Here is a 24199-nt window from a genome sequence, read left to right on the forward strand (position 1 = left end):
GGCGGCGGCGGGTGCCATCTGGGTGGCGTCGGCGGCGGCGGGTGCCATCTGGGTGGCGTCGGCGGCGGCGGGTGCCATCTGGGTGGCGTCGGCGGCGGCGGGTGCCATCTGGGTGGCGTCGGCGGCCGCGGGGGCCATCTGGGTCGGATCCTGGGGCACCACACCGACGACGGGCGCCATCTGAGTGGAGGCGCTGGCCGGTGCGATGTCGTCGACCAACTGGGCCGCGCCCCTGGCGATCGCATAGCCCGCGTCCGGTGCCACCTCGACCGGTGCGGTCGAACGAAGCTCTGCCGCAACAGAATCAAGATCGAGCCGTTGGCCGACCAGCAACACGCGTGTGGGGGCTGCGTCGGCGGGCATCCGCTGCAGAACGGCCGCGCACGCGGCGGCGGGCCCGGCGGTGCCGATCGGGATCGTGGCCAACGTCGCCGATGTTGGGGCCGGTGCCGCCATGCGGTCCCCAACCACGGTCAGCGACACGGTGTCATCGTCGGCCACCAGCAAGGCGGCGTCGGCGCCCACACTGCGGGCCAGGGCCGCAGCGGCCTCGGCTTCGGCCACCACCTCGACGTTGGGCACTCCGGCGTCGAGCACGGTCTGGCGCAGTGTGCCGGCCGCCGAATCGTCGGGCAGGCACAGTCGGGTCGCGGCAACCCGGTTACCCGACTCTGTCACCGCGCGGTAGGTGCCGATGATGGTCTCGGCCAGCTCCGACATCTCGGCGATCAGGTCGTCGGGCAGGTCCAGCGCGTACTGGTCCAGGACCTGGCCGCCACTTGCGGGCGAACCGATCATGGCCAAGCGCGCCACTCGCCCGGTGACTGCCACCCCGAGGACTACGTCCACGGTTCCACTCCTTGCTTAACTCGAATCAGCTCCTTCAAAGCTACCGGTCAGCCTCGACGGCTGAACCTGCTTGTGCGTCGGAGCAAAAGTGAGCACCCTGGTGGGATCCCGTGCGGTGTCACTCATAGAAAGGAATCGGTTCGTGAGCGACGAGCGTTACGACGCGTCCGCCACCGTCCAGGTGGCAACCGTGGCCACGCCGGCGGCGGAGCGTGCTCCGCGGGTCGGCTACGTACCCACCCGGACCAACCGGGTGCGTGACGCCCTCGCCGTGGTGCTTCTCGTCATCGCGATGCTGCTCCCGTGGAACCTGGAATTCGGCGTCGGCGTCCCCGGCAGCGCCGGGTCGACGTTCGTCATGCTGGCCGTCGTGACGCTGCTGGCGATCGCCGCCGCACTGGCACCGCACCTGGGCCCGTTCCGCCTCGGCGCCGGCAGGTCCGACGTTCGGCGCACCAGCCGAATCCGGCTCGCGCTGAGCGCCGCCTACCTGATCGTGGTCATCTGTTTCGTCGGCTATCACGTGGCGCAGACGGTGCGCGGCGGCGGCACCGGGGCCGTACCGCCGGGGGTGGGGCCGGGCATGCTGCTCGGCGTCGCGGGTGCGCTGCTCGCCGGGCAGCCGCCGATCACGTCGATCACAATCGAGGACAACAAGTTTCGGCGCTGGTATGCCGTCGCGCGGGTGATCGGGTTCCTGTCGATCGCGCTGGCGACGCTGTCGGTCGCGTTCAACGTCTACTGGCGGCTGCGGTACCTGTTCGTCACCCAGGTCGAGTTCGGTGGGCATGACATCGCTGTCATCGCAACCACGTTGCTCTACGGCGCGGAGGCGATGATCGCCCTGGTCATCGCCTCACGTTGGCTGACCGAGCGGACCGGGGCGGCCCGGCTGGCCACGACGGCCATCGGCGTCTCGGGGGCGATCGCCGCCACCTTGGTGTGGCTGGCCGGCATCGGCCGCGATATCGACGCGTTTCACGGCATCGCCCAGAACACCTCGACGGCGGCAGTGGGCTACGAGGGCTACCTCGCGTGGGCCGCGGCGGCCGCCATCGTCGCGCCGACGACGCTGTACGCCGTCTTCCTGATCAAGCCGCCGACCATCGGTGCCTACCGCGGCGCTGCGCAGAAGTGCCTGACGCTGATCACCTTCTGGGCGTTCGCGGCGGCGGCGCTGCGGGTCGTCGACTTCCTGATCGCCCTGTCGCTCGACCTGCCGCGCGCGCTGTACGACACGGTCGCGATGACGGTGTTCAATCTGGTGACCGCGTTGGTCGCACGGTGGCTGCACCGCCAACTCGACAAGGGGCTGACGTCGACGACCGTGGCCGCGGCCTTCAGCGCGGTGTTGTTCGTCTTCACGGTGGCGAATGTGGCCATCGGTGTCGCCCTGGCGCCGCGCTACGCCGGGTCGGCGCCCGCGGCGATCTACGGCAACAACCTGGCCCAGCAGATCACCAGCACGTTCGACGTCACGGTGTGTGTGCTCAGCCTGCTCGTGCTGGTGGTGATGGTGTTCACCGGACCGTTCGCCGGTTACCTGGTGCGACGCGAAACCCGTTCGGCCAAGCCGGTGACCCCGGAACCGCCGACGGAGGTGGTCCCGTCAAAGCCTGCCGTCGAAGACTCCGCGCCGCCGACCATCGTCCGGCAACCACGGGCGGCGTCGGTGCCGAGAATCGTTCGCCTGAAAGAAGATTCGACGACGGTACTGGCGGCGCCGCCGACCACCGATCTTCAGGTGCCGACGCAGGCGCTGCGGATCCAGCGTCGTCCGCAGCCCCCGCGATCGGACGCCTAGCCTGCACGGTCGCGCTTCGAGGGCCGGTCGCGCTGGGTGTCCGCCGACTTCGCGGCCTGCTTCGCCGCGCGCTTTTCCGCACGAGCAGACGTCCGGTCAGGCTGCCCGTTGCCCGACGCGGCTTTGGGCGCAGATTCACGGGTTGACTTGTCGGCGGGCGAAGCGTTGCCATCGCGCGGCCCAGTGTCGTTCGCATCCCGAACCACTCTCAATCGCGGCGCCGAATCGGTGCGCGGGGAGTCCGATCGTGTCCGTGGGTGACGACTGAACGGAGTGGCCTTCGGCTCGTTGTCGGTCTCGACCTTGGCGACGACCTTGGCATCCGCGTTCGCATCGGCGTTGCCCCCGGACTCGTCGTCGGCGGCAACCTTGTTGTCGGCCTTGATGTCCGCCGGAGCGGGACGGTCAACCGGCTCAACCGGCGCCACAGTCTTACGCGGCGCCGTTGCACCACCGATGGCCTGCAGCACCTTGGCCAACGACCGGGTGGATTCCGACAGCGGTCCCGCCAGACCCTCCACGAGGTGGCGCAGTTCTTGCTCGAACGGCGAGGTACCCACCGGATCGGCCGGATGCTCGGGCAGCGGTGTCTGGGGTGGGGCGTCGGAGACCACAGGTTGCGGCAGGGTGGGGACGTACTTTTCGCCGCCGAGGATCGCCATCGACTGTTGGAACGCGCCCGGCAACTCGTTCAGTGCTTCCTGGAACTTCTCGTCAGGGGTGACCCAGCTGAATTCCTTGACCCGGCTGGGATCTGCGGTGCGGTCGTAACCCATCTCCACGAACACCCGCAGCACCGGGTCGAGCGCGTCGACGAATCGTTCTGCGCCGATCAGGGATGCGGGGATCCGCAGGGGTGCCAGCAGCGGAAGATACTGGGGCAACATCACATAGGTGGTGTTGCCGACCTGGGTGGAGACCGCGTTGGGCTCGTCGGGACGTTCGAGCACATAGCCGGGAAAGGCATGCCCGAACGCCATTCCGGCGAGGGAGTTCGCGAGGGACAGCACGTTGAAATATGCGGGGAAATCGGCGACGCCGTCGTACTGGTTCTGGTAGTAGGTGGTCTTGAAGGGGCTGTCGGACGGACCTGGACGGCCGAACGGGAAGATGTCACCCACTACCGGCAGGTCGCTCCAGGATGCGAGGCGGCTGAGGATGCCGCCGTTGGGCTGGTATGGATTGCCGATGAAGACGAACTCGTAATTCTGCGCGTTCGCAACGTAATTCGGGTCTTTGGCCATCTGGGTACGCGCGATCTCGGCGACCTGATTGCCCTGCGATACGCCGATGATCCTCACCTTGTCGCCTGCCGGAGTTGCAGCGATGTCCTGCAGCAGGTAGCCGGCGCCGATCGCCTCGGATCGTTTGAGTGACTGCGGCCAGTATGGAAGATCGGACAGTCCCGGAAGATCGGAGATGATGGGGATGCTGATGCCGATAAACGCCGGGTAGGGGACGGTGTGGTACGAGTCGCCTTCCGGGACAGTGCTTCCGTAGAACATCAGCGGGACGCTCAATCCGAATCCGTCGAAGGACGGTCCCACGCCGATCGTCGTGCCGACCAGTCGAACCGCGGCGCTGTAGGTGGCCGTTGGTGTGTTGACCGTGACTCCCGCCGACACCGCGACGACGACACCGCCGGCCAACAACATCGAACCCCACCGACGCGCTCTGCGCGACGACGCCTCTCGGCGGCCCCGACCCTTCATGCGTGCACCTGCTTTCCCCCGTGGTGATCCGGCGCGGCCGAAAAGGCCTGGCCTGTCGGCGCGAACGGGTGAATGTGACGTGCGCCGCTGTTCCGCTCGCAGGGTCCGAAAGTTACCAGCGAGCCATGCCGCTCACAGCGAGAATCCGCATCTTCTCGAACGGCGGTTGCGGACTTCTCTCGTCAATTGACTGCCAAGAGTTATTGGGGCAAAGGAAGATTCGTCGACGGTGCTGGCAGAACCGTCGACTAATCCCCGCAGGTGCCGGCGACGGCTAACTTGCGTGGGCGCTCGCTTGCTTTGAACGTCCGTCGCGCTGAGCACCTGCCGACTTCGCGGCGCGCCTCGCTGATCGAGTCGAAGCCCGGTCGGAGTGATCGGTTCCCGACGAAGCGTTTGCCGCCGGGTCATGCGTCGCCTCGCCGCTGGGTGCCGTGTTCACATCGCGCTTCTCGGGACCCTCGGCGGCCGGGACCGCTCTCAGCCGTCGCTGCGCCGAATCGGTTCGAGGAGAATCCGTTCGCGCCTGCCCGTGCCGGCTGAAAGGGGCGGGCTTCGGCGAGTTGCTGCTCTCGGCGTCGGCTTCGTCCTTGGCCACGGTGTCCGGCTCGGCGGCAACCTTGGCGGTTGGCGGAGCGGCACCGTCAACGGGTTCAACAGCGTTCTTCGGCGCCGTTGCCGCGCCGATGGCCTGTAAGACCTTGGCCAGCGGCCGCGTTGCGTCTGACAGCACCCCTGCCACGTCGACGACCGTGTGCCGCACTCCTTGCTCGAACGGCGAGGTGCCCACGGGATCAATCGGATGCTCGGTCACCGGGGTTTCGGGTTCGGTGCCGGAGACTACGGGCTGGGGCAGGGTCGGGGTGTAGGTCTCGCCGCCCAGGATCGCCAGTGACTGCTTGAATGCGCCCGGTAAGGCGTCGAGGGCCTCGTGGATCTTCTCGTCAGGGGTGACCCAGCCGAATTCCTTGACCTGGCTGGGATCTGCGGTGCGGTCGTAACCCATCTCGACGAACACTCGCAGCACCGGGTCGAGCGCGTCGACGAATCGTTCTGCGCCGATCAGGGATGCGGGGATGCGCAGCGGCGCCAACAGCGGCAGGTATTGGGGCAGCGTCACGTAGGTGGTGTTGCCGACCTGGGTGGTGACGGCGTTGGGGGCATCGGGATGCTCGAGCACGTAGCCGGGAAATACATGTTCGAACACGATGCCGGCCAAGGCATTCGCGATGGCCAGCACGTTGAAATAGGCCGGGAAATCGGCGAAGCCGTCGTACTGGTTCTGGTAATAGGTCGTTTTGAAGGGGCTGTCGGACGGTCCGGGTCGGCCGAGCGGGAAGATGTCACCGAGTACGGGCACATCGCTCCACGAGGTGAAGCGGGTGAGGATGCCGCCGTTGGGCTGGTAGGGGTCGCCGATGAGTACGAACTCGTAATTCTCGGCATTCGCAACGTAATTCGGGTCTTTGTCCATGTTGGCCCGCACGATTTCGGCAACCTCGGTGCCCTGCGACATCCCGATGATCGTGACCTTGTCGTCGGCCGGTGTGTTGGCGATGTCCTGCTGGAGGTAACCGGCACCGATCTCCTCGGACCGTTTGAGCGAGTGCGGCCAGTACGGAATGTCGGACAGTCCAGGAAGTTCGGAGATGATCGGGAAGTCGAGGTTGATCTGGGCCGGGTAGGGGACAGTGTGGAACGAGTCGCCTTCGGGAACGGTGCTCCCGTAGAAGAACAGCGGGATGCTCAACCCGAATCCGTCGAACGAGGGCCCCACGCCGATCGTGGTGCCGACCAACCGGACCGCGGCACTGTAAGTGGCGGATGGAGTGGTGACGCTGACCCCGGCTGAAACGGCGACGACGACGCCGCCGGCCATCAACATGGACCCCCAACGACGTGAACCGCGCTGCCGACGCTCACTGCGCGGCGGCGCCCCCCGGCGACCCCGACCGTTCATGCGTGTTCCTTCTTTCCTCGTGGCTGGTTCGGCCGGCCAGGTGTCTGGACGCGGCCGCAATTTCGAGAGGGACTGCCAACGCATCAGCGGCGGAATGTGACGGACGCCACTGCGTACGGGCCGAAAGTTACCAGCGGGTACAAGTTATGGCAAGGATGACTTTTTGCAACAAGAACTCTTGTTGCAATCGTTTTCCGAGGTCAGCGCGAAGACGCCGCGATCCCGGCACGAACCACCGAGACAAAGGTCGTCATGGTGCCGATCAGGGTGTCGATGGTCGGCGGCGAGTCGCTGTTGATCTCTCGTTGGTGCAGCCAGTCGGCCACGCTCTCGAACAGGCCACCCACGGTGGAGACCGCCAAGCCGTGGTAGTCCACCGCGTCATCCTCGGGCAGGCAGGGAAACTCGCGCTGCCGCCACAGTCCTTCGAGAAAGGCCGCGGTCCAGCGGCGATTCTCGCGGCGGAGCCGTTCGACGCGCGGCGAGATCCCGGCGCATTCACCGAAAGCCACCACGGCCACGCGGGGATCGTCGACAAGTGCGTGGGCGAAGGCCGACAGCAGGCGATGGACGGTTTCGTCGGGATCATCGGGGGCATCGGCGAGCGCGTCGACCGCCTGTGTCTCGATTCGTTCTGCGATCTGAGTCAGCAGGGCCAGGTAGCAGTCCTCTTTGCTGTCGAACACCTCGTAGAACGCTTTGTTGCCGACATATGCGGCCTGGCAGATCTGCTCGATCGAGGTGTTCGGGTACCCGTCGCGCGCGATCAGCTCGAAGGCCGCCGTCAACAGTTGTTCGCGGCGATGGGCACGACGCTGTTCGGCATCGAGTCCGCGGATCGTGCGCTGCCCGCGGGGCTTTGCAGTGGGCTCCGGCGTTTCGTGCGCATCGGGGGCCACCGGCGGTCTACCCATGGATCGCAGTGTAGTGGCGCCACGGGCACCTAGATCCTCGGATGCCGACCTTCTGATGCCCGACCTGGGTGCCCGGCAGACGATGCCGGCCCGGGTTTGCGGGGCGCCGGCGCGCGGCCAGATCCACCTATCGCACGATCGCCGAGAGTTGTTGCGGGAAAGGCGATTCAGTGGATTGCGCCGGGCGTACTGAGACTGAGCGGATGCCAAACGTCTTGGCCCACTTCTTGAGAGTTCTCTTTGGTTCTTGAGGGAACTCTATGCTTCGCATTCTCGGAGCGCGAGTGCAGCGGTGTTGTGCCACCCTAAATTGGTGGGAAGATTCGGAAGTGCCGGTTTGGTTGCCGTCATGGCGGGGGCGGCTTCCGTGCTGAACAACATGGCGATGCCGTCCGCCAATGCGGCACCGTGCCCGGATGCTGAGGTGATCTTCGCCCGCGGCACCATGGAAGCGCCTGGAGTAGGGGATACCGGCGAGGCGTTCGTTAACTCGTTGCGTGCCAACGTCGGTGCGAAATCGGTCGAGGTCTATCCCGTCGATTACCCCGCCACCACTGACTTCCCGACTGCCGTCCAAGGAATCGCCGACGCGCGAGCGCGCATCATGACCATCGCCGCCAACTGCCCCGACACCAAGATGGTGCTCGGCGGTTTCTCTCAGGGCGCGGCGGTCATCGGCTTCGTGACGGCCAGCGTTGTGCCCGACGGAGTTTCGGCAGCGGACGTGCCTGCGCCGATGCCGCCTGATGTGGCTGACCATGTGGCGGCCGTGGCGCTGTTCGGGAAACCGTCGCCGCGTTTCATGAAGGTGATCAACAACCCCTCGGTTGTCGTCGGTCCGGGTTACACCGCCAAAGCCATCGACCTGTGCGTCGACAACGACCTGGTGTGCGACCCGCAGGGCAGAAGCTTCGGTATCCACACCCAGTACGCGGAGGCCGGCCTGGTGAACCAGGGTGCGGCGTTCGCGGCGAGCAAGCTTCAGGACGACTGGGCGCAGGAGGCAACTCAGCCGGTCCCGCCGGCGATGCTGGTCGGTACCGGCCCGGCGCAGCCGTCGCGGGTCCCGCCGGCTCAGCCCGCACAGTCTCCGCAGTCCGCTCAACACATGGGCCCGGCACCACAGAACCTTCCCGGTCCCGCCCCTGCTCAGAGTCCCGCAGTACCGACTCCCGCTGCGCCCGCCGCACCCGCACCGGCCCCGCCGCCGCCTGTTGCGCCGGTATAGCCGGCCTAGTGGTGCGCGTTATTGCCGAATAGGTAGACGCCGGTGTGATGGCCGATGAAGTTGTTCGCGATGTACAGCACGCCGGCAGCCACGACGACCAGCACCAACGCGAACATCACCCAGCTGAGGCCCAGCAGCAGGCGGCGACGGCCTGCGGCCGCGGGGCCCTCGGCAACGTCGCCTGCGATGTGCAGCCGGACGCCGATTGCAAACAGGGTGGGTACTGAAGCGCCCACTGCCAGGCCGAAGAGCAGGATCTTGCCGACGGCCACGAGATTGATCCAGTTGTTCATACGAATGCCGTCCCTACTTGCCTTCAGCCGTGCCGTCGACCGCGGTGAGGCTGCCCTGCCACGCATCGTTGACGTTCTTGTGGTCGATCGGCGGCTTGCGTGACTTGAGCCAGATGGGCACCGTCGCGGCGATCAGGGCCAGGAACCCGACCAGTGCCCCGGCAAAGCCGCCGATCCCGTGCACCAGGAAGTAGGTCAGCGCACCCACCAGCCCGGCGGCCGGCAGCGTGATCAGCCAGGCGGTGGCCATGTTGCGTGCGACGCCCCAGCGCACCTCGGTGCGCCGGCCCAGTCCGCTACCGAGGATGGACCCGGTCGCGACGTGGGTGGTGGACAGTGAGTACCCGAAGTGGCTGGACAGCAGGATGGTTGCCGCCGAGGAGACTTCGGCGGCCATGCCCTGGGGAGCTTCGGTGTCGACCAGCCCCTTGCCAAGGGTGCGGATGACCCGCCAGCCACCCGAGAGGGTGCCGAGGGCGATGGCGACGGCGCAGGCCACGATCACCCAGAACGGCGGCATGGTCGCGGACTCGTCGACGGCGCCGTAGGAGATCAGGGCGAGGAAGATGATGCCCATTGTCTTCTGGGCGTCGTTGGTGCCGTGCGCCAGTGAGATCAGGGATGCCGAGCCGATCTGGCCGTAGCGGAACGCGGCGATCGTGCGGTCCTTGGGCAGGCCGCGGATCAACCGGTAGACCAGCCAGCTGGCGATGCAGGCCACCAGGCCGGCGATCAGCGGCGAGAGAACCGCGGGCACCATGACGGTGGAAACCACCCCGTGCCAGATCACGCCGTGGCCGCCGACCGCGGCGATCATCGCCCCGACGATGCCGCCGATGAGGGCGTGCGACGAGCTGGACGGGATGCCCAGTAGCCAAGTGAGCAAGTTCCACAGGATGGCGCCGACGAGTCCGGCGAACACCAGCTCGAGGGTTACCAGATCGGCATCGACCAGACCCTTGGCGATCGTGGCCGCAACGGCGGTGGACAGAAAGGCGCCGACGAGATTCAGCAGCGCTGACAGCGCTACGGCGGTGCGGGGTTTGAGTGCTCCGCTGGCGATCGATGTGGCCATCGCGTTGCCGGTGTCGTGAAAGCCGTTGGTGAAGTCGAACATCAAAGCGGTGAATACGACGATGCACAGCAGGAGAAACTGTAACGACACGGTAAACAATTCTTGAACACAATCGCAACGGAAACCTAATTAACTGGCTGAGTTCTCGGTCACTTTTACGGGCTGGCGGTAGCGCCCCGGAAATCGTCGGTGTGTGGTAGCGGGTCCGGGCGTGGCTCAGCGCTTCGGGATGTCGACGCCGAGAAGCTTGAGCCCCTTGTTGATGTGTAAGTGGGCCTCGTCCATGGTGGCGCCCAATTTCGTCAGCCGGGCGGAACTGTTTGCCGGTGTCAATTCCACGCATTGGTCGGCCATGCTGCGGAAGTCGTCTAAGCCCTCCTGCAAGGCGTTGTTGACCGCGACGTCGGGCCCGGGCAGGACTTTGGGCTGGGTCGAGTCGACGTACCTACGCAGGTCGGTGCACGCGTTGTGCAGTGCGCCGTAGTCGGTGACGGGCGCCGTCATCGCATCGCCGATCGGGCCCAGTTGAGTGCCGAGTCCGACGACCGCGTCGATGACGGCCTGCCGCCATTCATCGGTCACCGGGGCCGCGGTGGGCTTGCCCGCGACAGCACATCCGGCGAGCACAGACGTGGCGGCCAGGACGGCGGCGATGTACCTCATATGCAGCGAGCTTATGGGGTGCAACCGTTCTGGCGCGGCGGGACGCCGGCAGGAGAGTTTGCGCGTAGATCGCCGCACCCACGTGTAAGCGGCGTCACACCGGTAACCTGACTGATGACTGACTAGGCAGATCGGGGGATCGGTATGGATCTCGTGCTCGGCCTCGCGATGACTTCGAGAGCCGTTCGGTGGGTGCTTGTCGAAGGCACGACGGGCGAGGGGCGCCCGCTCGACCGCGGCGCGATCTCCCTCGACGACGCCGCCAGTTATGACCCCGACGGCCTGCTGCGCGGGTTGGTGGACGACACCGAACTCGAGGGCGGACACCGCATTCACGCGATCGGCGTGACCTGGACGAATGACGCTGCGCCGCTGGCCGGCCACATCATGCAGTCTCTGGATACCCGGGGCTACGGAAATGTTTTCGCGGTGTCGGAGATCGAGGCGGCCGGCATGTTGGCCAGTGGCATCGCCGAGATCACCGAGCACGACGACATCGCCGTCTGCGTCGTCGAACCCGACGCCGCGGTGGTGGCGATCGTGACGCCGGACGACGTCAGCGCCGACCGCATCGATCGTTCCGACACGTTCGTCGCCGACATCGCCGGGCTCCTGGCACTCACCGGCCGGCCGATCAGTGCGATGTTCATCCTCGGCTCCGATGCCCACGGTCCGATCGTGGCCGATCTGGCCGAGTCCATTCCGGCAGCGGTGATCACGGCAGCCGAATCCGACCTGGCGTTCGCGCGGGGTGCGGGCCTGGCCGCGGCGCTCGCGGTGAATACCGCTGCCGCGCCTGCCAAAGCAATGCACTGGACCAAGGTCGGCGCGCTCTCGTCGGTGGTGGGTGGCGCGTTGGTGACGCTCGTCATCGCAACCTCGGCGGCGATCGGGCTGCATCTGCATCCGGGAGCGGTATCGGAGACCGCGCAGGCCGCCAGCATCCACGAGTCGGCCCCCGAGGCCGGCCCGGCACCGAAACCGGTGCAGAAGCCGGTGGACAAGCCCGCGACCAAGCCGGCACCAGCGGCTCCGCCGCAGACTCCCGCGGCCCCGCCGCCGGCAGCGGCGGTCGAGGCGGCCAACCCGCCGGCACACCAGCCGCCCGCTGCCGCTCCGGCGCCCGCGCCTGCCTACGTTCCGCCCGCGCCGGCTCCGGCCTATGTGCCCCCGCCTGCCCCGGTGTACAGCCCTCCGCCGTATGTGCCGCCGCCGGTGACCTATCCGCAGCCGCGGCTGCGGGACCGGATCATCGAGCGCATCCCGATCATCAACCGTTTCCACTGAGCTTGGCGGTGAGCCCGGACCGGGCAAGCCGGGCCTGCTCGGCCCGAACCACCTCGTCCTGATGTGGGGGAGTCTGGTCGGGATGCTGGGCCAGGCGGCGGATCGGCTCGTCGACAGTGCCTCTGGCCAGCAGCCGGTAGATGCGCACGGTGTGCAGTTCGCTGAGCCGCTGGGTGCGTCCGATCACCTGCCGTTCGGTGCGCGGCTGCCACTGAGGTTCGGCGATGATGAACACCACCGGGGCGTTCAGCCGGCGCAGGTCCAGCTTGCCGGCACCGATGTGGGCCAGCAGGGTGGCCGGGCCGCGGTCGGTCGCGAATGCGTCGACGACGGCCTGCTGATCGGGTACTGACGCGTCGACGGTTCCGAAGATGTTGCCCGGCAAGGCTTTCCGAACAACTTCGAGCACTGCGGGAAAGTGGGAGAACACCACCACTTTGGCCCCGTTGATGTGGGCTTCGTTGGTGAGCTCGACGAGCCGGTCCAGCTTGGCGCCCGGCGTCGGTGAGCCGGACGGCCAGGCACCCTGCCGGATCGCGCTGAAGTTGCCGCTGGTGACTGCCTGGCGGTAGCGCTCGCGGTCCGCCCGAGTGAGCCGCACCCATTCCTCGGTGGCGATCCGCCCCGGCAGCTCGTCGACCACGTCGCGGTAGTCGCGTCGCAGGTACACCCGGTCCACTGCGCGGCGGAATGCGATCGATCCGCGATCGCCCGCGTTGGGCGCCACCTTGCCTGCGACATCGGGTTGCAGGAAATCGGCGAGGTGGCGAAAACCGCCGATCCGCTGGTGCATCGCCACGCCGGACAGGAACAGCACGCGATTGTCGGAGGTCAACACGTTGCGGACGGCGCGGGCCCGGTCCGATTTCGGGTCGCGCAGCAGGTGCGCCTCGTCGACGATGACCAGGCTGGGGCGGTCGGGCAGTTTGATGCGCTGCAGGGCGTCGTAGGAGAGGATGGCGACGCCGCCGGAGGTCTTCCAATTCTCAAGGCGGGCATCGCGTTCGCTGCCGCGGATCTCGATCGCCCTCAACGCGGTGTGCTTGGCTGTTTCTGCGGCCCAATGGATTCCGGTGTTGGGCTGGCAGATCACCACGGTGTGGCGCAGCTGTTCGACGGCGGCCAGGTGCGCGGCGACCGCCAGTGCCTGCAGGGTTTTGCCGAGTCCGAGGTCGTCGCACAGCAGAACCCGCTCGCGTGCCACCGCATAGCGGGCGCCGAACTCCTGGTACCCGCGCAATTCGGTCCGCAGCAGTGATCTGTTCAGCACGGTCTGCTCGACCTGCGCGGCCACCTCCGCCCCGACGAAACCCTGGGCGGCATCTATATCGGTTGTCCCGGAGGCGAATTCACTCAGCAACTGGTCGATCGGCTGCGGGTCGGCGCGGTATGAGCCCCACGGGTCCCCCTGGGAATGGTGGGCCTCCTCGATCCGGTCGAGGAGCTCGCCGACCGATTCCCGCAACTGATCGGAGGCGGTATGGCTGCGCAGCCGCGGCATCAGCCGGCGCAACTGTTTGACGGGTGCATCGGCGCTGACCAACGTCAGCAACGACGTCAGTAGCTCGGTGTCTTCTTTGCGTAGCCGGGGCCGCGTGGTGGTGCGGATGTGGTCGGCCATGGCCTGAGCCGCGGCCTGGACCGATTGCGCACCCTCGATGTCGACGCCGGGCACCTGGGTCAACAACCGCGCCGGCACGGTGTGGATGTCGGCAACCGTGCGGTACTCGGAGTTGGCCAGCCCGCCGAGGCGGGTGCCGCGTGCCAGGTAGGGGCGCAGGTGCTCCAGCGGTGCGGCCTGCAGTGTCCGGGTCACCACCTCGTCGGTGCTCGCGTGGATGCGGTCGGCGATCTCGGCACGAAGTTTGCCAATCCTGGCGAGCGCCGCATCGGCATGGCGGATCAGCTCGGCGGGGTCGGCGCTGTCCATGAGAAATCATCATTGCACTGTCGGGCCGTGGGCGGGTGCACGGATTTGTCCGGGGCAGCCGGGCTTCGCGGCGTCCTCTTCGCAAAGTTCTCGCTTCCGCTCACCTTTGCCTGCGGGAATGCCCTGCTGGTGGAGCTAACTTGAGGGCAGACCATGCGAAGAGTTCCTGCAGCCGCGCTTTGCCACTCGACCACCCATGATCCTCGGGAGCTCGTGCGTCCAGTGCCCACCCCTCAGCGACACTGTCGCTGACAGGCGGGCAAGGTCGGTATGTGTTTGCCGGCCGCGACACGCCGCAAGCGGCTCAGATCATCTCGTGCTTGGTGAGCCAGCGCATCACCGGCCAGCCGATGAACACCGGCAGCCAGCACGTCAGCACCCGGTAGAGCAGCACGGCGGGGACCGCGATCGCGGCCGGCACACCGAAGGCGGCCAGACCACCGATCAGGGCCGCCTCGACCGCGCCGACACCGCCGGGGGTGGGCGCCGCCGAGGCCAGGGTGCCGCCGACCATCGTCACGACCGTGACGGTGACGAATGAGGTGGTTCCGCCGAATGCCTCGACGCTGGCCCAAAGCGCCAGGGCCGCACCGAGCGTCGTGCCCGCCGCACCCAGCACGATCAGGCCCAGCCGTTGAGGTTCGCGGGCCAGTTTGACCAGGTCGGCCGCGACCTCTTCGAGTTTGGGCCGCACCGAGGAGGCCAGCCAGCCCCGCAGTTTGGGCACGGCCAGAAACGCGCCGATCAGTCCGAGGGCGAGCCCGGCGATCAGGTACAGGATGGTCGAGCTGGGCACGAAATGCGACAGGTCGGCCGAGGCGCCGGCGGCGGTGCTGAACAGGATCAGCAGGATCACGTGCACGATCACCTGCACCGACTGTTGCAGTGCCACGGCGGCGGTGGCGCGCGTCGTGCTCAGCCCGCCCTTCTGCAGGAACCGGGTGCTCAGGGCCAGGCCGCCGACGCCTGCGGGTGTGGTGGTGGCGGCAAAGGTGTTGGCCACCTGCATGATCGACAGATTGCGGAAACTCACCAGCCCGTCGGCACACGCCCACAGTGCGGCCGCTGCACCCACATATGTCAGCGCTGAGACGGACAGCCCGAGCAGGGCCCATGACCAGTTCACGGTGCGCAGTTCGGAGAAGAACGTCGGCACGGTGCTGATGAACGGGTAGGCGACATAGACCAGGGCCCCCAACAACACCAGCTGGATCACCTGGGTTCGGGTGAACCGCGTGATGGTCTCGGTCTGGATCTGGTTGGCACCCGTCTGGCGTTTGACCTCGTCGCGCGCAGCGACCATCACGGCCTTGGCGTCGGGGACGGCGTCGCGGACCCGGGTCGGCACCGCGGCCTTGGTCAGCCGCCGCGACGCGGTCAGTACGGCGTCACGACCGAACGCCTCGATCGCCGCGGCCACTGCGGACTCCGGGTCGTACAGCGCCGTGGTGGTGACGAGCAGTTGCGCGATGTCGGACTGCAATTGGGCGTCGGTGGCACCGTATTCGGCGCTGCCGAACCCACCGAACAGCACGGCGCTGTCGTCGACGGTGATTTCCTTGCCGCGCAGGTCGCCGTGGGAGATCTGGTGGTCGTGCAGGGTGCGCAGCGCGTTCCACACCCGCCCGACAGTGGTCTCGTCGGTGCACTCGTCCAGCTGGATACCGCGTTTGCGGTTGTGCGCGTACAGCGTCCAGCCGCGGTCGAGCGCGGCCACCGACATGGTCGAGGTGCTGGCCAGGCCGAGATCGCCGATGGCGATGGCCATCAGTGCCCGGTGCTCGACGGCGCGGCGCATCGAGGTCTGCAGGGGTGCGGTCTCGTTCGAGCGCAGGCGCAGTTTTCGCCACACCTGACGTACGGCGCCGCCGCTTTGTTGGTTGGGGCCGTAGAGCTCGATGACGGCGCTGGAGTCCGGATCCTGGGAGGCCGCGTCGAGCATCAGCGGGCCGGCGCCGGCCGGGCGCACCACGGTGAATGCCGAGACGACGAACCCGCGCCGGGCCAGCGCGCGCACCGCGCCGTCGAGCGGGACTTCCAGGGCGGGGGTGCCGACGATCCAGACCACCAGGGCGCCGACGAACCAGCCGGCGGCCAGACCCAGCAGTGAGCGGGCCGGCACCACGGCGCTGACCACGAGGTGGATGGGGACGAACGCCAGCAGCAGCGTCCACCACCAGCGCCGCAGCCGACGGGACAGCCACGGCCCGGAGACCGTGAGCACCGCGGAGAGCATGCCGATCCAGCGCGGGTCGTCGAGGAACTGCGACAGCTGGGAGCTGAGCCGGTCGGAGAGATCGAAATGCCACCTGGGGGCGGCGATGCCGTTGGCGGTGATCGACAGCGACAGCGTGGTGATCAGGGCGGCGGCCGCATAGGCGCCCAGCAGTTTCCATTGCCGCCCGAGTACCAGGCTGACCAGGATCACGAACGGCAGGGCCAGGATCGCGATGCCGTAGGCCAGGTAGACCAGATTGGACTGGGTCGGGGTCAGCACGCCGACGATCTCGGAGATCGACTTCTCCAGTGCCACCCATTCGTAGCGGGTGATCAGCGAGCTGGTGATGACGGTGGCCAGGAAGATCGCGGCCAGTGTCAGACGCAGGATGTCGTTGGTGCGACGGGTCGGCGGTTGCAGGAGGCTGCCGGTGACGGTGATGTCCCGTCCGTCAACGCGCATGTTCCCCCTTTCCCGCCCGTTATGGAGACGCACTATCAAAGCCCGCGACCAAGGTAGCGGGATCGGATGCCGATATCGGCATTTGGTGGTGATCTGGACCGTTACGAATTCACATCGTTCTCATGCGTCACCGCGGGCGACAATTTTTGCTCGCCCGATGTGATCTGGACCGACAGATGCGGGCAACGTGATGTAACTTCGATCGACATGCCGACGCTGAATTGGCCGCTCCGGAGGAGTTGAACGGTGGATTCGACCCCATTCGGGCACTATCAGCTGCAGAAGCTGATCGGTCGGGGCGGAATGGGCGAGGTTTACCAGGCCTACGATTCCGACACCGACCGCATCGTCGCGCTCAAGGTTCTGCCGCCGCACCTGGCCCAGGACGCAGCGTTCCAGGAACGGTTCCGGCAGGAGTCGCATGCCGCGGCCGGGGTCAACGATCCGCATGTGGTACCCATCCACGGCTACGGCGAGATCGACGGCCGTCTCTACCTGGACATGCGGCTGATCGAGGGCCGGAACCTCGGCGCCATGCTCACCAAGACCGGCAGGCCGATGGAGCCGTCGTTCGCGGTGAGCCTGGTCGAGCAGGTGGGGACGGCGCTCGACGCCGCCCACCGGGTGGGGCTGGTCCATCGGGACGTCAAACCGTCGAACATCCTGATCACCGACAACGACTTCGTCTATCTCATCGATTTCGGGTTGGCTCGCTGCGCCGACGACGTGGGGATCACCACCGCGGGCAGCACGGTCGGCACGTTGGCGTACATGGCCCCGGAGCGGTTCGAAGGCGGCAAGGCCGATCCGCGCTCCGACATCTACGCGCTGGCGTGCGTGCTCTACGAATGCCTGACCGGCGCGCGGCCTTACCCAGGGGAAAGCCTTGAGCAGCAGATCGCCGGGCACATGGTGTCCCCGGCGCCGCGGGCTTCCGAGAAGGATCCGCGACTGGCGGCCTTCGACGAGGTGATCGCCAAGGGCATGGCGAAGAAGCCGTCCAAGCGTTATCAGACTGCGGCGGCTATGGCGGCCGCGGCGCGCGACGCATTGGCGGTCCCGGTGCGCACCACGGGACGGTCGGGCCGGCATTCGGCGCAACGGGTTCCGACGCGGGCGAGGGTGTCGAAGAAGGTGGCCGCGATCGCCGGCGCGACGGTTCTGGTGGCCGCGTTGTGCGCGGTGGGGGTGTGGCAGCTGCGCGACGACGGTTCGGACCGCGTGGCCAATGCGGCCGGTTCGGCGGGGTCTGGTCCGGTGCAGGCGCCGACGGGTGCAGTGGGTGAGATCGCGAACACGGTGCCGTCCGAGATCCGTGACACTGGGCGCTTGGTGATCGGGGTGAATGTGCCGTACGCGCCCAACGAGTTCAAGAACTCCAGCGGTGAGATCGTCGGGTTCGACATCGATCTGATGAAGGCGGTGACCCGCACCATGGGGTTGGTGCCGGACTTCCGCGAGACCGGGTTCGAGGGGATCCTGCCGTCGGTGGCCGACGGCAACTTCAACGTCGGCATGTCCTCGATGACCGACACCACCGAGCGAGAGAAGCAGGCCGACTTCGTCACCTACTTCCAGGCGGGCACGTTGTGGGCGCGCCGAGCCGGCTCGTCGGCCGATCCGGGTTCGCCGTGTGGACTGCGAGTTGGCGTGGCGTACAGCACGATTCAGGACACTCAGGAGATCCCGGCCAAATCGGATGCCTGTGTGGCCGCGGGGCTGCCTGCCGTCGAGAAGGTGGTGCGCACCCATCAGGACGAGGTGACGGCCGCGCTGATCGCCGGTGAGGTGGACGCCATGACCGCCGATTCACCCGTCACGGGGTTCGCGATCAAGCTCAGCGGCAGTGCATTGGAGCCGGCCGGCGAGGTGTTCGACTCGGCGCCCTACGGCTGGCCGGTGGCCAAGGGTTCCGGTCTGGCCGAGTCGTTGCGGGCGGCGCTCGAGCACGTGATGGACAGTGGCGAGTACCGCACGATCGCCACCATGTGGGGCGTGGAAAAAGGAATGATCACCCAACCTGTGATCAACGGGGCCTTCCACTAAGGGTTTTCGCGGTCAGACCGCGTTGCGCCCGGCGATGGCCTTGGCGAGTTGCGCCACCTCGTTATCGGTGAGGTTGGTTCCGGTGATCCGCACGTCGACCACCAGGTTGTCCACGGACAGGATCGCGCGGCGGCTGCCCTGCTGCGGGCTGATCGGCGACCGCTCGTTGGTGACGTCGATCTCGTCGACGACGCTGGGGTTGCCGAGCATGAAGGAACTGGGCCGACGGTTGTCGTCGTAGGTGAGCTTGAGCGTCTCACCGGCGCATTGCCGCCAGGCGTCCACCGTGCGGCTGACGAGTGCCCGTGCCGCTGTGGGCGTATCGAAGGCCGTGACGGCCTGATCGACCTCGAGGTCGTTGCCCTCGTCTGCGAACAGTGACTCGCGGAACTGCCGGAATCCGCTGTCGCGGTATAACTCGTCCATGGCGTTGCCGATGACGGCCAGGCACACCGGACGTGAGGCGTGCTCGTCGGCGTCGAGCCTGGCGGGCTGACGGAGCGCGGTTTTTGCACTCAGGCCGTTGGTGCCCAGGATGGTGTCGAGTTCTGATTCGCTGGCCAGCATGCTGCCCAGGACATCGACCTGTGTGCTGTCGGAGTCCGCCGCTTCCCGGGTGCAGCCGCTGAGGACGGCACTCGCCAGCGCAATGGCAGCGATGGCCGCCCGCCGATTGTCCATGAGACCCCCTTGCCCGTGTTTGCTGATCCTAGTTGGTCAGCGGGGTCGGACGCAGTGTTCGCGGATGCTCTGGACACCTGCAATCACACAGGTCACAGCAGCACCGCGGAAGTCCGGGTGTGCGGTGATCCCACGAGTCGGGTCGGTGGCAGGGATCCGCATCCGCACCTAGGCTGGAGGCACTCTCACCCAGGTGGCCCGGACCATGCCGCCGTACACAGACGGACCGGGAAACTGACTATCAGAAATATCGCGGTATACGCGAAGTTGAGCAGCGAGGACATCGACGCCATCGCTGCCGAGCTCGACACCATCCGCAGCGACATCGAGGAATCTCTCGGTGCGCAGGATGCCGCCTACATTCGACGCACCATCGGGTTCCAGCGGGCGCTCGAGGTGGCTGCACGGCTACTGATCGCAGGCACCCGGTCGAAGGCCGGCTTGCTTGCCGGGACGGCGACGCTGGCCTACGCCAAATCCGTCGAGAACATGGAAATCGGACACAACGTCGGCCATGGCCAGTGGGATTGGATGAACGATCCCGAGATCCACTCCAGCACCTGGGAGTGGGACATGGTGGGTCCGTCGGCGCAGTGGCGGTATTCGCACAATTACCACCACCACGTGTTCAGCAACGTGCTGGGCGTGGACGACGACCTTGGCTTCGGCATCCTCCGGATGAGCCGCGACCAGCAATGGGAACGTCAACATCTGGTGCAGCCTCTGCGAAATGTGCTGTTGGCCCTCATCTTCGAGTGGGGGATCGCCCTGCACGACTTCTACTCCGCCAGGGACCGGGCGAGTACCGAAGACGGGAAGGCAGCCGCACGACAGGCATTGCACGCCAAGGTCGGGCGCCAATTGACCAAGGACTACATCGTCCTGCCGGCGCTGAGCCTGCGGCGCTGGAAGCGGACTCTTGTCGCGAATCTGGGCGCGAACGTGCTGCGTAATCTCTGGGCGTATCTGGTGATCTTCTGCGGGCATTTTCCCGACGGCGCCGAGAGGTTCGGCCCGGAAACGTTGCAAGAGGAGAGTCGCGGCGAGTGGTACCTGCGGCAGATGCTGGGCGCAGCTAACTTCAAAGCCGGTCCGGTACTGGCATTTTCAAGTGGAAACCTGTGCTATCAGATCGAGCACCACCTGTTCCCGGACCTGCCCAGTAACCGGTTGCCGGAGATCAGCTTGCGGGTGCGCGCGTTGTGCGAGAAGTACGACCTGCCCTATACCACCGGGTCGATCACCGGCCAATACCTGCAGACCCTGCGGACGATCTTCAAACTCGCGCTGCCCGATGCGGGCTGGCGTGCAGTGTTCCGAGCGGCGCCACCCGTCTGACCGGGATCCCGAAAAGGAACTCTACTTCTGCAGTCCCTGTGCCGTTGGCGGTCGAACAGGGAGAAGCTGTCGATCAGCGGATGGCGCGCCCTGTACTCCCAGTACACGCCGTTATGTGAGCCGTGTCAACGCGACCGGATGGTGGATTGTAATCCATTGCGGCACAGTGTGTTACCGCTGAGCCGGCGGGCGGGACGGCGTCGGTCAGGTGCGCTCGGCGCCCGTTGACGCCGACGTGGCGACGCCGCAGGCCGCGGCGAACTGCACCGGGTCTAGGCCGTCGGCGGAGTTCATGTCGCAGTTGCCGAATGGCGGTGCGCCCTGTGGCAATCCGAATCCGTACCCGCCGCCGTCGGTGTACTGGTGGGCGACCTTGCCGGGATAGTCGGGGTTGCTGCCGTACGCGGCGACGACGAGCCGGATCCCGCCGGGTTTGGTGCGCCACATGCTGTTGAGGTCGCCGACGTTGCCGTAGCCGATGATGCGGGCGCGGTCGCCGGCGTAATCGGCCAGGTTCCCGTAGAGCAGGTTGATCCAATCCGAGCCGTCGCCGGGCGGATTACCACCCTGCTCGACGTCGAGCATCAGCGCGATACGCGGGTGCAGGCCGCCGTTGGCGTCGATCATCGCGCGCACGGTGGCGGCGTTGGCCGGCCAGTTGGGCCGGCAGTAGGTGTAGACGATGCCGAATACCAGCCGCCCGGAGTCCAGGGCGCTGCGCATCCAGGCGTAGTTGGCCGCGAAATTGTGGTCTCGGTAGGTGCCGTCGCTGACCCGGATCGAGAGCACCTGATACGGGTAACTGTCATCGACCGGGCGCTGCCACTCAGAGACGTCGGCGAACAGGGTGTCCTTGATGACGGCGGCGGCTTGCACCACCCGCGGGGCTCGGCGGGTCTTTCGCCGCGTTCCTCTCGGGACCCTTTGATTCACAGCACCACTCGCCATGGTCGCACTCCTATGACCAGCGTAGGCCGGGCGGTGTCAGAGTGCGTTGCGGCCGGCGATGATCTTGGCCAGCTGCACCGTCTGCTGATCATTGATGCCGTAGCCGCTGATCCGCAGGTCGACGACGAGGTTGTCGACAGCCAGGATCGCGCGGTGGGTGATGCGGTCGGTGACGTCGAGCGGTTCGTCGTGCGTGATGTCCACATCATCGAGCACGGTCGGGACGGCCATCCGGCGGGCGTCCCGCGTTTTGCCGCCGTCATAGCTGAAGGTCAGGGTGTCGTTGCCGCAGCGGCGCCAGATGTCGACGGTGCGCGCGACCACGGCCTGGGCGGCCTTGGGGGTGTCGAACCGGGCGATGGCCTGGTCGACCTCCACGTCGTCGGCGTCATCGGCGAGTTGGGTTTCGCGGAACTCGCGGTAATCGCTGGCGCCGTAGATCCAGTCCATCGCGTTGCCGATCACGACCATGCACTCCGGGCGGGAGACGGGCTCGTAGTTGGCGTTCGTCATGGGGGAACGCAGCGCGGTTTTCGGCCTGACCTTGGCGTTCATCACGGTGTTGATCTCGGATTCACTGGCCATCATGCTGCCCAGCACGTCGACGTGAACGCCGTCGGAATCGGGGAGGGTGGGGGTGCATGCGGTGAGCAAGGCGGTGCACAGCACCAGTCCGGCCGCCGCGTTGCGATGAGTGCTCATCAGGTCCCCCTTGGATCTGTTTGCTGATCCTAAACGTGATCGCGGGGTGCACCAGACGGTAATTGGTGACCAGTGGGTGAACTGGTTCGTTCCCCCGATCGGGGGACATGGGATTCGTCCGGTCCATCGGCCGGTCGGTCGATACAGCCGCGGCCCGTGCCGGCGCATTCTTATTTCAACGCCGGAGCGAACGCCGGAAGAACCCGAAAAGTAGATGAAAAGCCTTATCCGACAAAGGAGTCGACATGAGCACCATCACCCGCCGCATCGCCGCAGGCTTCACCCTGGCCGCCGCTCCCGCGTTGATCGCCCTGGGGGCCGCCACCGCTCACGCCGATTCCGCCACCCTGAACGCCGGCCCTTCGGCCAGCTCGCATCAGGCCTTCCCGCACCAGCACAACATGCCCCAGCCCGGCTCCTCGACCCATCACCACCACCAGCGCAACCACGCCAAGTAGGCCAGGGGGAGGCAAGGCCCGGACGCACGCCGGCGTCCGGGCCTTTGGCGTGCCGCCGCCGGCTCGTATGGTGGGGTCATGGGCGGTACCGCGTCACTGCCGCCGGGGCCACCGTTACCCCGGGCGGTGCAGGCTGCGGTGATGATGCGGTACTGGCCGCGCTTCGTATCGGCCTGCCGACGACGCTACGGCGATGTGTTCACGCTACGGGTCGCGGCGATGGGGACGATGGTGTATCTGGCGGACCCGGCCGACATCAAGCTGGTGTTCGCCGGCGATCCGACGATTTTCCATGCCGGAGAAGCAAATTCGGTGCTCAGTGCGCTGCTCGGCGACAGCTCGGTGCTGGTGATCGACGAGGATGAACACCACGAACGCCGGCGGCAGATGCTGCCGCCGTTTCACCGCGACGCCGTGGCCCGCCAGGCCGAGACCATGGCCGAGATCGCCGCGGCGAACATCGCGGGCTGGCCGGTGGGCACCACGTTCCCGGCGGCACCGAAGATGGCCCAGATCACCCTGGAGGTCATCCTGCGAACCGTGATCGGGGCGTCGGATCCGGTCCGGCTGGCCGCGTTGCGTGAGGTGATGCCGCGGCTGCTCAGGGTGGGTCCGTGGGAATTGATGGCGGTCGCCCGGCCGGGCTTGCTGCAGCGACGCCCGTGGCGGGCCCTGCGGCGGAACATCGAGGAGGCCAACCGGCTGCTGGGCGCCGAGATCGCCGAGTGCCGCGCCGACCCCGAGCTGGACTCCCGCACCGATGTGCTGGCCATGCTGGTGCGATCCACCGATGAGCGCGGGCACACCATGACCGACCGTGAGCTGCGCGATCAGCTGATGACCTTGCTGGTCGCCGGGCATGAGACGACTGCGACGGCGTTGTCGTGGGCACTGGAACGGTTGACCCGTCATCCCGCCGTGCTGGACAAGGCGGTGCGGGCCGCGCGTACCGGTGATGACGAGTACCTCGACGCCGTGGCCAAGGAAACTCTGCGGATCCGGCCGGTGGTGTTCGACGTGGGCCGGGTGCTCAAGCAACCGGTCGAGGTGGCCGGTCACCGGCTGCCGGCCGGGGTGATGGTGGCCCCGGGGATCGGGCTGGTGCACGAACGCGACGACGTGTATCCCGATGCCGACCGGTTCGACCCGGACCGCATGCTCGGGCTGACGCTCGGGCCCACCACCTGGTTCCCGTTCGGTGGCGGCAATCGCCGCTGTCTGGGGGCGACGTTCGCGATGGTCGAGCTGCGGGTGGTACTCCGCGAAATCCTGTGTCGGGTGGATCTTTTCACCACGACAGCCGCCGACGAACGGCAGCGGGTCAAGCACGTCACGCTGGTGCCGGATCGTAGGGCGCGGGTCTGTGTGCGGGCGCGGCGGGAGATGCCGGAGGTGGCCTCCGCCGGCGCCACTCACGCGTCTCACGTCGAGACTGCGCTCTGATCGCGATTTCGGCGTGATTCACGATCTGTGCGCAGACTCGATGCCAGAAGGTGCTGGTCACTTGATCCGGTAGTCGGGTAGGTCGAGGTCGTCGCGCACACTGCCGGCGAACAGTCCGGACAGCCGAGCGCCACATCGAAAGGCCCGGACGTGGTTACGTCCGGGCCCCTCCTTCCCCCTGGCTTATC

Annotated in this window: 18 protein-coding genes and 1 pseudogene; 7 read left to right on the forward strand and 12 right to left on the reverse strand. The window is 67.0% G+C overall.

All coding sequences use genetic code 11. From position 1 onward, the window contains the following. Positions 1 to 849 (reverse strand): annotated as a pseudogene (locus AB0I14_RS25375) (hypothetical protein); the annotation flags it as partial. A 142-nt stretch (positions 850 to 991) separates the two neighbouring features. On the opposite strand from AB0I14_RS25375, the gene AB0I14_RS25380 reads away from it, so the two are divergent. Continuing rightward, positions 992 to 2653: a hypothetical protein gene (locus AB0I14_RS25380; protein WP_358027566.1), complete on the forward strand. Its 1662-nt coding sequence runs from the start codon at positions 992 to 994 to the stop codon at positions 2651 to 2653. On the opposite strand, the gene AB0I14_RS25385 is transcribed toward AB0I14_RS25380, so the two are convergent. The 3 genes from AB0I14_RS25385 to AB0I14_RS25395 all read right to left on the reverse strand — a co-directional run bounded on the left by AB0I14_RS25385 (position 2650) and on the right by AB0I14_RS25395 (position 7239). Then, positions 2650 to 4365, reverse strand: a complete 1716-nt coding sequence (locus AB0I14_RS25385; RefSeq protein ID WP_358027569.1) for a PE-PPE domain-containing protein — start codon at positions 4363 to 4365, stop codon at positions 2650 to 2652. The genes AB0I14_RS25380 and AB0I14_RS25385 overlap by 4 nt on opposite strands. A 274-nt stretch (positions 4366 to 4639) precedes the next feature. Beyond that, entirely contained in the window at positions 4640 to 6325 is a 1686-nt protein-coding gene (locus AB0I14_RS25390; protein WP_358027571.1) for a PE-PPE domain-containing protein, read from the reverse strand. Positions 6326 to 6525: 200 nt separating this feature from the next. Further along, positions 6526 to 7239, reverse strand: coding sequence for a TetR/AcrR family transcriptional regulator (locus AB0I14_RS25395; protein WP_358027573.1), 714 nt, complete (start codon positions 7237 to 7239; stop codon positions 6526 to 6528). 349 nt (positions 7240 to 7588) lie between these two features. Between AB0I14_RS25395 and AB0I14_RS25400 the strand changes: the two genes are divergently transcribed. Next, the gene (locus AB0I14_RS25400) at positions 7589 to 8467 is read left to right on the forward strand and encodes a cutinase family protein (RefSeq protein WP_358027896.1); all 879 of its coding nucleotides are present in this window, start codon (positions 7589 to 7591) and stop codon (positions 8465 to 8467) included. A 5-nt stretch (positions 8468 to 8472) separates the two neighbouring features. Here AB0I14_RS25400 and AB0I14_RS25405 read toward each other — a convergent pair whose 3' ends face one another. The 3 genes from AB0I14_RS25405 to AB0I14_RS25415 all read right to left on the reverse strand — a co-directional run bounded on the left by AB0I14_RS25405 (position 8473) and on the right by AB0I14_RS25415 (position 10498). Then, a complete protein-coding gene (locus AB0I14_RS25405; protein WP_358027576.1) occupies positions 8473 to 8760 on the reverse strand; it encodes a hypothetical protein in 288 nt (95 codons plus the stop codon). 13 nt (positions 8761 to 8773) lie between these two features. Then, entirely contained in the window at positions 8774 to 9925 is a 1152-nt protein-coding gene (locus AB0I14_RS25410; RefSeq protein WP_358027579.1) for an inorganic phosphate transporter, read from the reverse strand. A 126-nt stretch (positions 9926 to 10051) separates the two neighbouring features. Further along, the gene (locus tag AB0I14_RS25415; protein WP_358027582.1) at positions 10052 to 10498 is read right to left on the reverse strand and encodes a hypothetical protein; all 447 of its coding nucleotides are present in this window, start codon (positions 10496 to 10498) and stop codon (positions 10052 to 10054) included. Positions 10499 to 10642: 144 nt separating this feature from the next. On the opposite strand from AB0I14_RS25415, the gene AB0I14_RS25420 reads away from it, so the two are divergent. Continuing rightward, on the forward strand, positions 10643 to 11785 hold the full coding sequence (locus tag AB0I14_RS25420; protein ID WP_358027584.1) for a hypothetical protein: 1143 nt from the start codon (positions 10643 to 10645) through the stop codon (positions 11783 to 11785). On the opposite strand, the gene AB0I14_RS25425 is transcribed toward AB0I14_RS25420, so the two are convergent. Together AB0I14_RS25425 and AB0I14_RS25430 are read right to left on the reverse strand one after the other, a co-directional pair. Next, positions 11769 to 13715 carry a DEAD/DEAH box helicase gene (locus tag AB0I14_RS25425; RefSeq protein WP_358027587.1) on the reverse strand — a complete coding sequence of 649 codons (1947 nt, stop codon included), beginning with the start codon at positions 13713 to 13715 and terminating at the stop codon, positions 11769 to 11771. The two genes, AB0I14_RS25420 and AB0I14_RS25425, sit on opposite strands and share 17 nt — an antisense overlap. Positions 13716 to 14019: 304 nt before the next feature. Next, a complete protein-coding gene (locus AB0I14_RS25430) occupies positions 14020 to 16395 on the reverse strand; it encodes a lysylphosphatidylglycerol synthase transmembrane domain-containing protein (RefSeq protein WP_358027589.1) in 2376 nt (791 codons plus the stop codon). A gap of 246 nt (positions 16396 to 16641) precedes the next feature. Between AB0I14_RS25430 and AB0I14_RS25435 the strand changes: the two genes are divergently transcribed. Further along, on the forward strand, positions 16642 to 18441 hold the full coding sequence (locus AB0I14_RS25435; protein ID WP_358027591.1) for a bifunctional serine/threonine-protein kinase/transporter substrate-binding domain-containing protein: 1800 nt from the start codon (positions 16642 to 16644) through the stop codon (positions 18439 to 18441). A gap of 12 nt (positions 18442 to 18453) precedes the next feature. On the opposite strand, the gene AB0I14_RS25440 is transcribed toward AB0I14_RS25435, so the two are convergent. Further along, positions 18454 to 19122: a sensor domain-containing protein gene (locus AB0I14_RS25440; protein WP_358027594.1), complete on the reverse strand. Its 669-nt coding sequence runs from the start codon at positions 19120 to 19122 to the stop codon at positions 18454 to 18456. A 234-nt stretch (positions 19123 to 19356) separates the two neighbouring features. Between AB0I14_RS25440 and AB0I14_RS25445 the strand changes: the two genes are divergently transcribed. Beyond that, entirely contained in the window at positions 19357 to 20460 is a 1104-nt protein-coding gene (locus AB0I14_RS25445; RefSeq protein WP_358027898.1) for a fatty acid desaturase, read from the forward strand. A 204-nt stretch (positions 20461 to 20664) separates the two neighbouring features. Here the strand turns inward: AB0I14_RS25445 and AB0I14_RS25450 are convergent, their stop codons facing one another. Both AB0I14_RS25450 and AB0I14_RS25455 read right to left on the reverse strand, forming a co-directional pair. Further along, the gene (locus AB0I14_RS25450) at positions 20665 to 21339 is read right to left on the reverse strand and encodes a hypothetical protein (protein ID WP_358027596.1); all 675 of its coding nucleotides are present in this window, start codon (positions 21337 to 21339) and stop codon (positions 20665 to 20667) included. A 105-nt stretch (positions 21340 to 21444) separates the two neighbouring features. Continuing rightward, positions 21445 to 22110, reverse strand: a complete 666-nt coding sequence (locus AB0I14_RS25455) for a sensor domain-containing protein (protein ID WP_358027599.1) — start codon at positions 22108 to 22110, stop codon at positions 21445 to 21447. A 245-nt stretch (positions 22111 to 22355) separates the two neighbouring features. Here AB0I14_RS25455 and AB0I14_RS25460 point away from each other — a divergent pair, with 245 nt between their 5' ends. Together AB0I14_RS25460 and AB0I14_RS25465 are read left to right on the forward strand one after the other, a co-directional pair. Next, positions 22356 to 22568 (forward strand): hypothetical protein, encoded by a 213-nt coding sequence (locus AB0I14_RS25460; RefSeq protein ID WP_358027601.1) that lies wholly within the window; start codon positions 22356 to 22358, stop codon positions 22566 to 22568. A 78-nt stretch (positions 22569 to 22646) separates the two neighbouring features. Further along, the gene (locus AB0I14_RS25465) at positions 22647 to 24011 is read left to right on the forward strand and encodes a cytochrome P450 (RefSeq protein WP_358027604.1); all 1365 of its coding nucleotides are present in this window, start codon (positions 22647 to 22649) and stop codon (positions 24009 to 24011) included. Positions 24012 to 24199 lie beyond the last annotated feature (188 nt).

Source organism: Mycobacterium sp. NPDC050441, assembly GCF_040655355.1.
Classification (GTDB): domain Bacteria; phylum Actinomycetota; class Actinomycetes; order Mycobacteriales; family Mycobacteriaceae; genus Mycobacterium.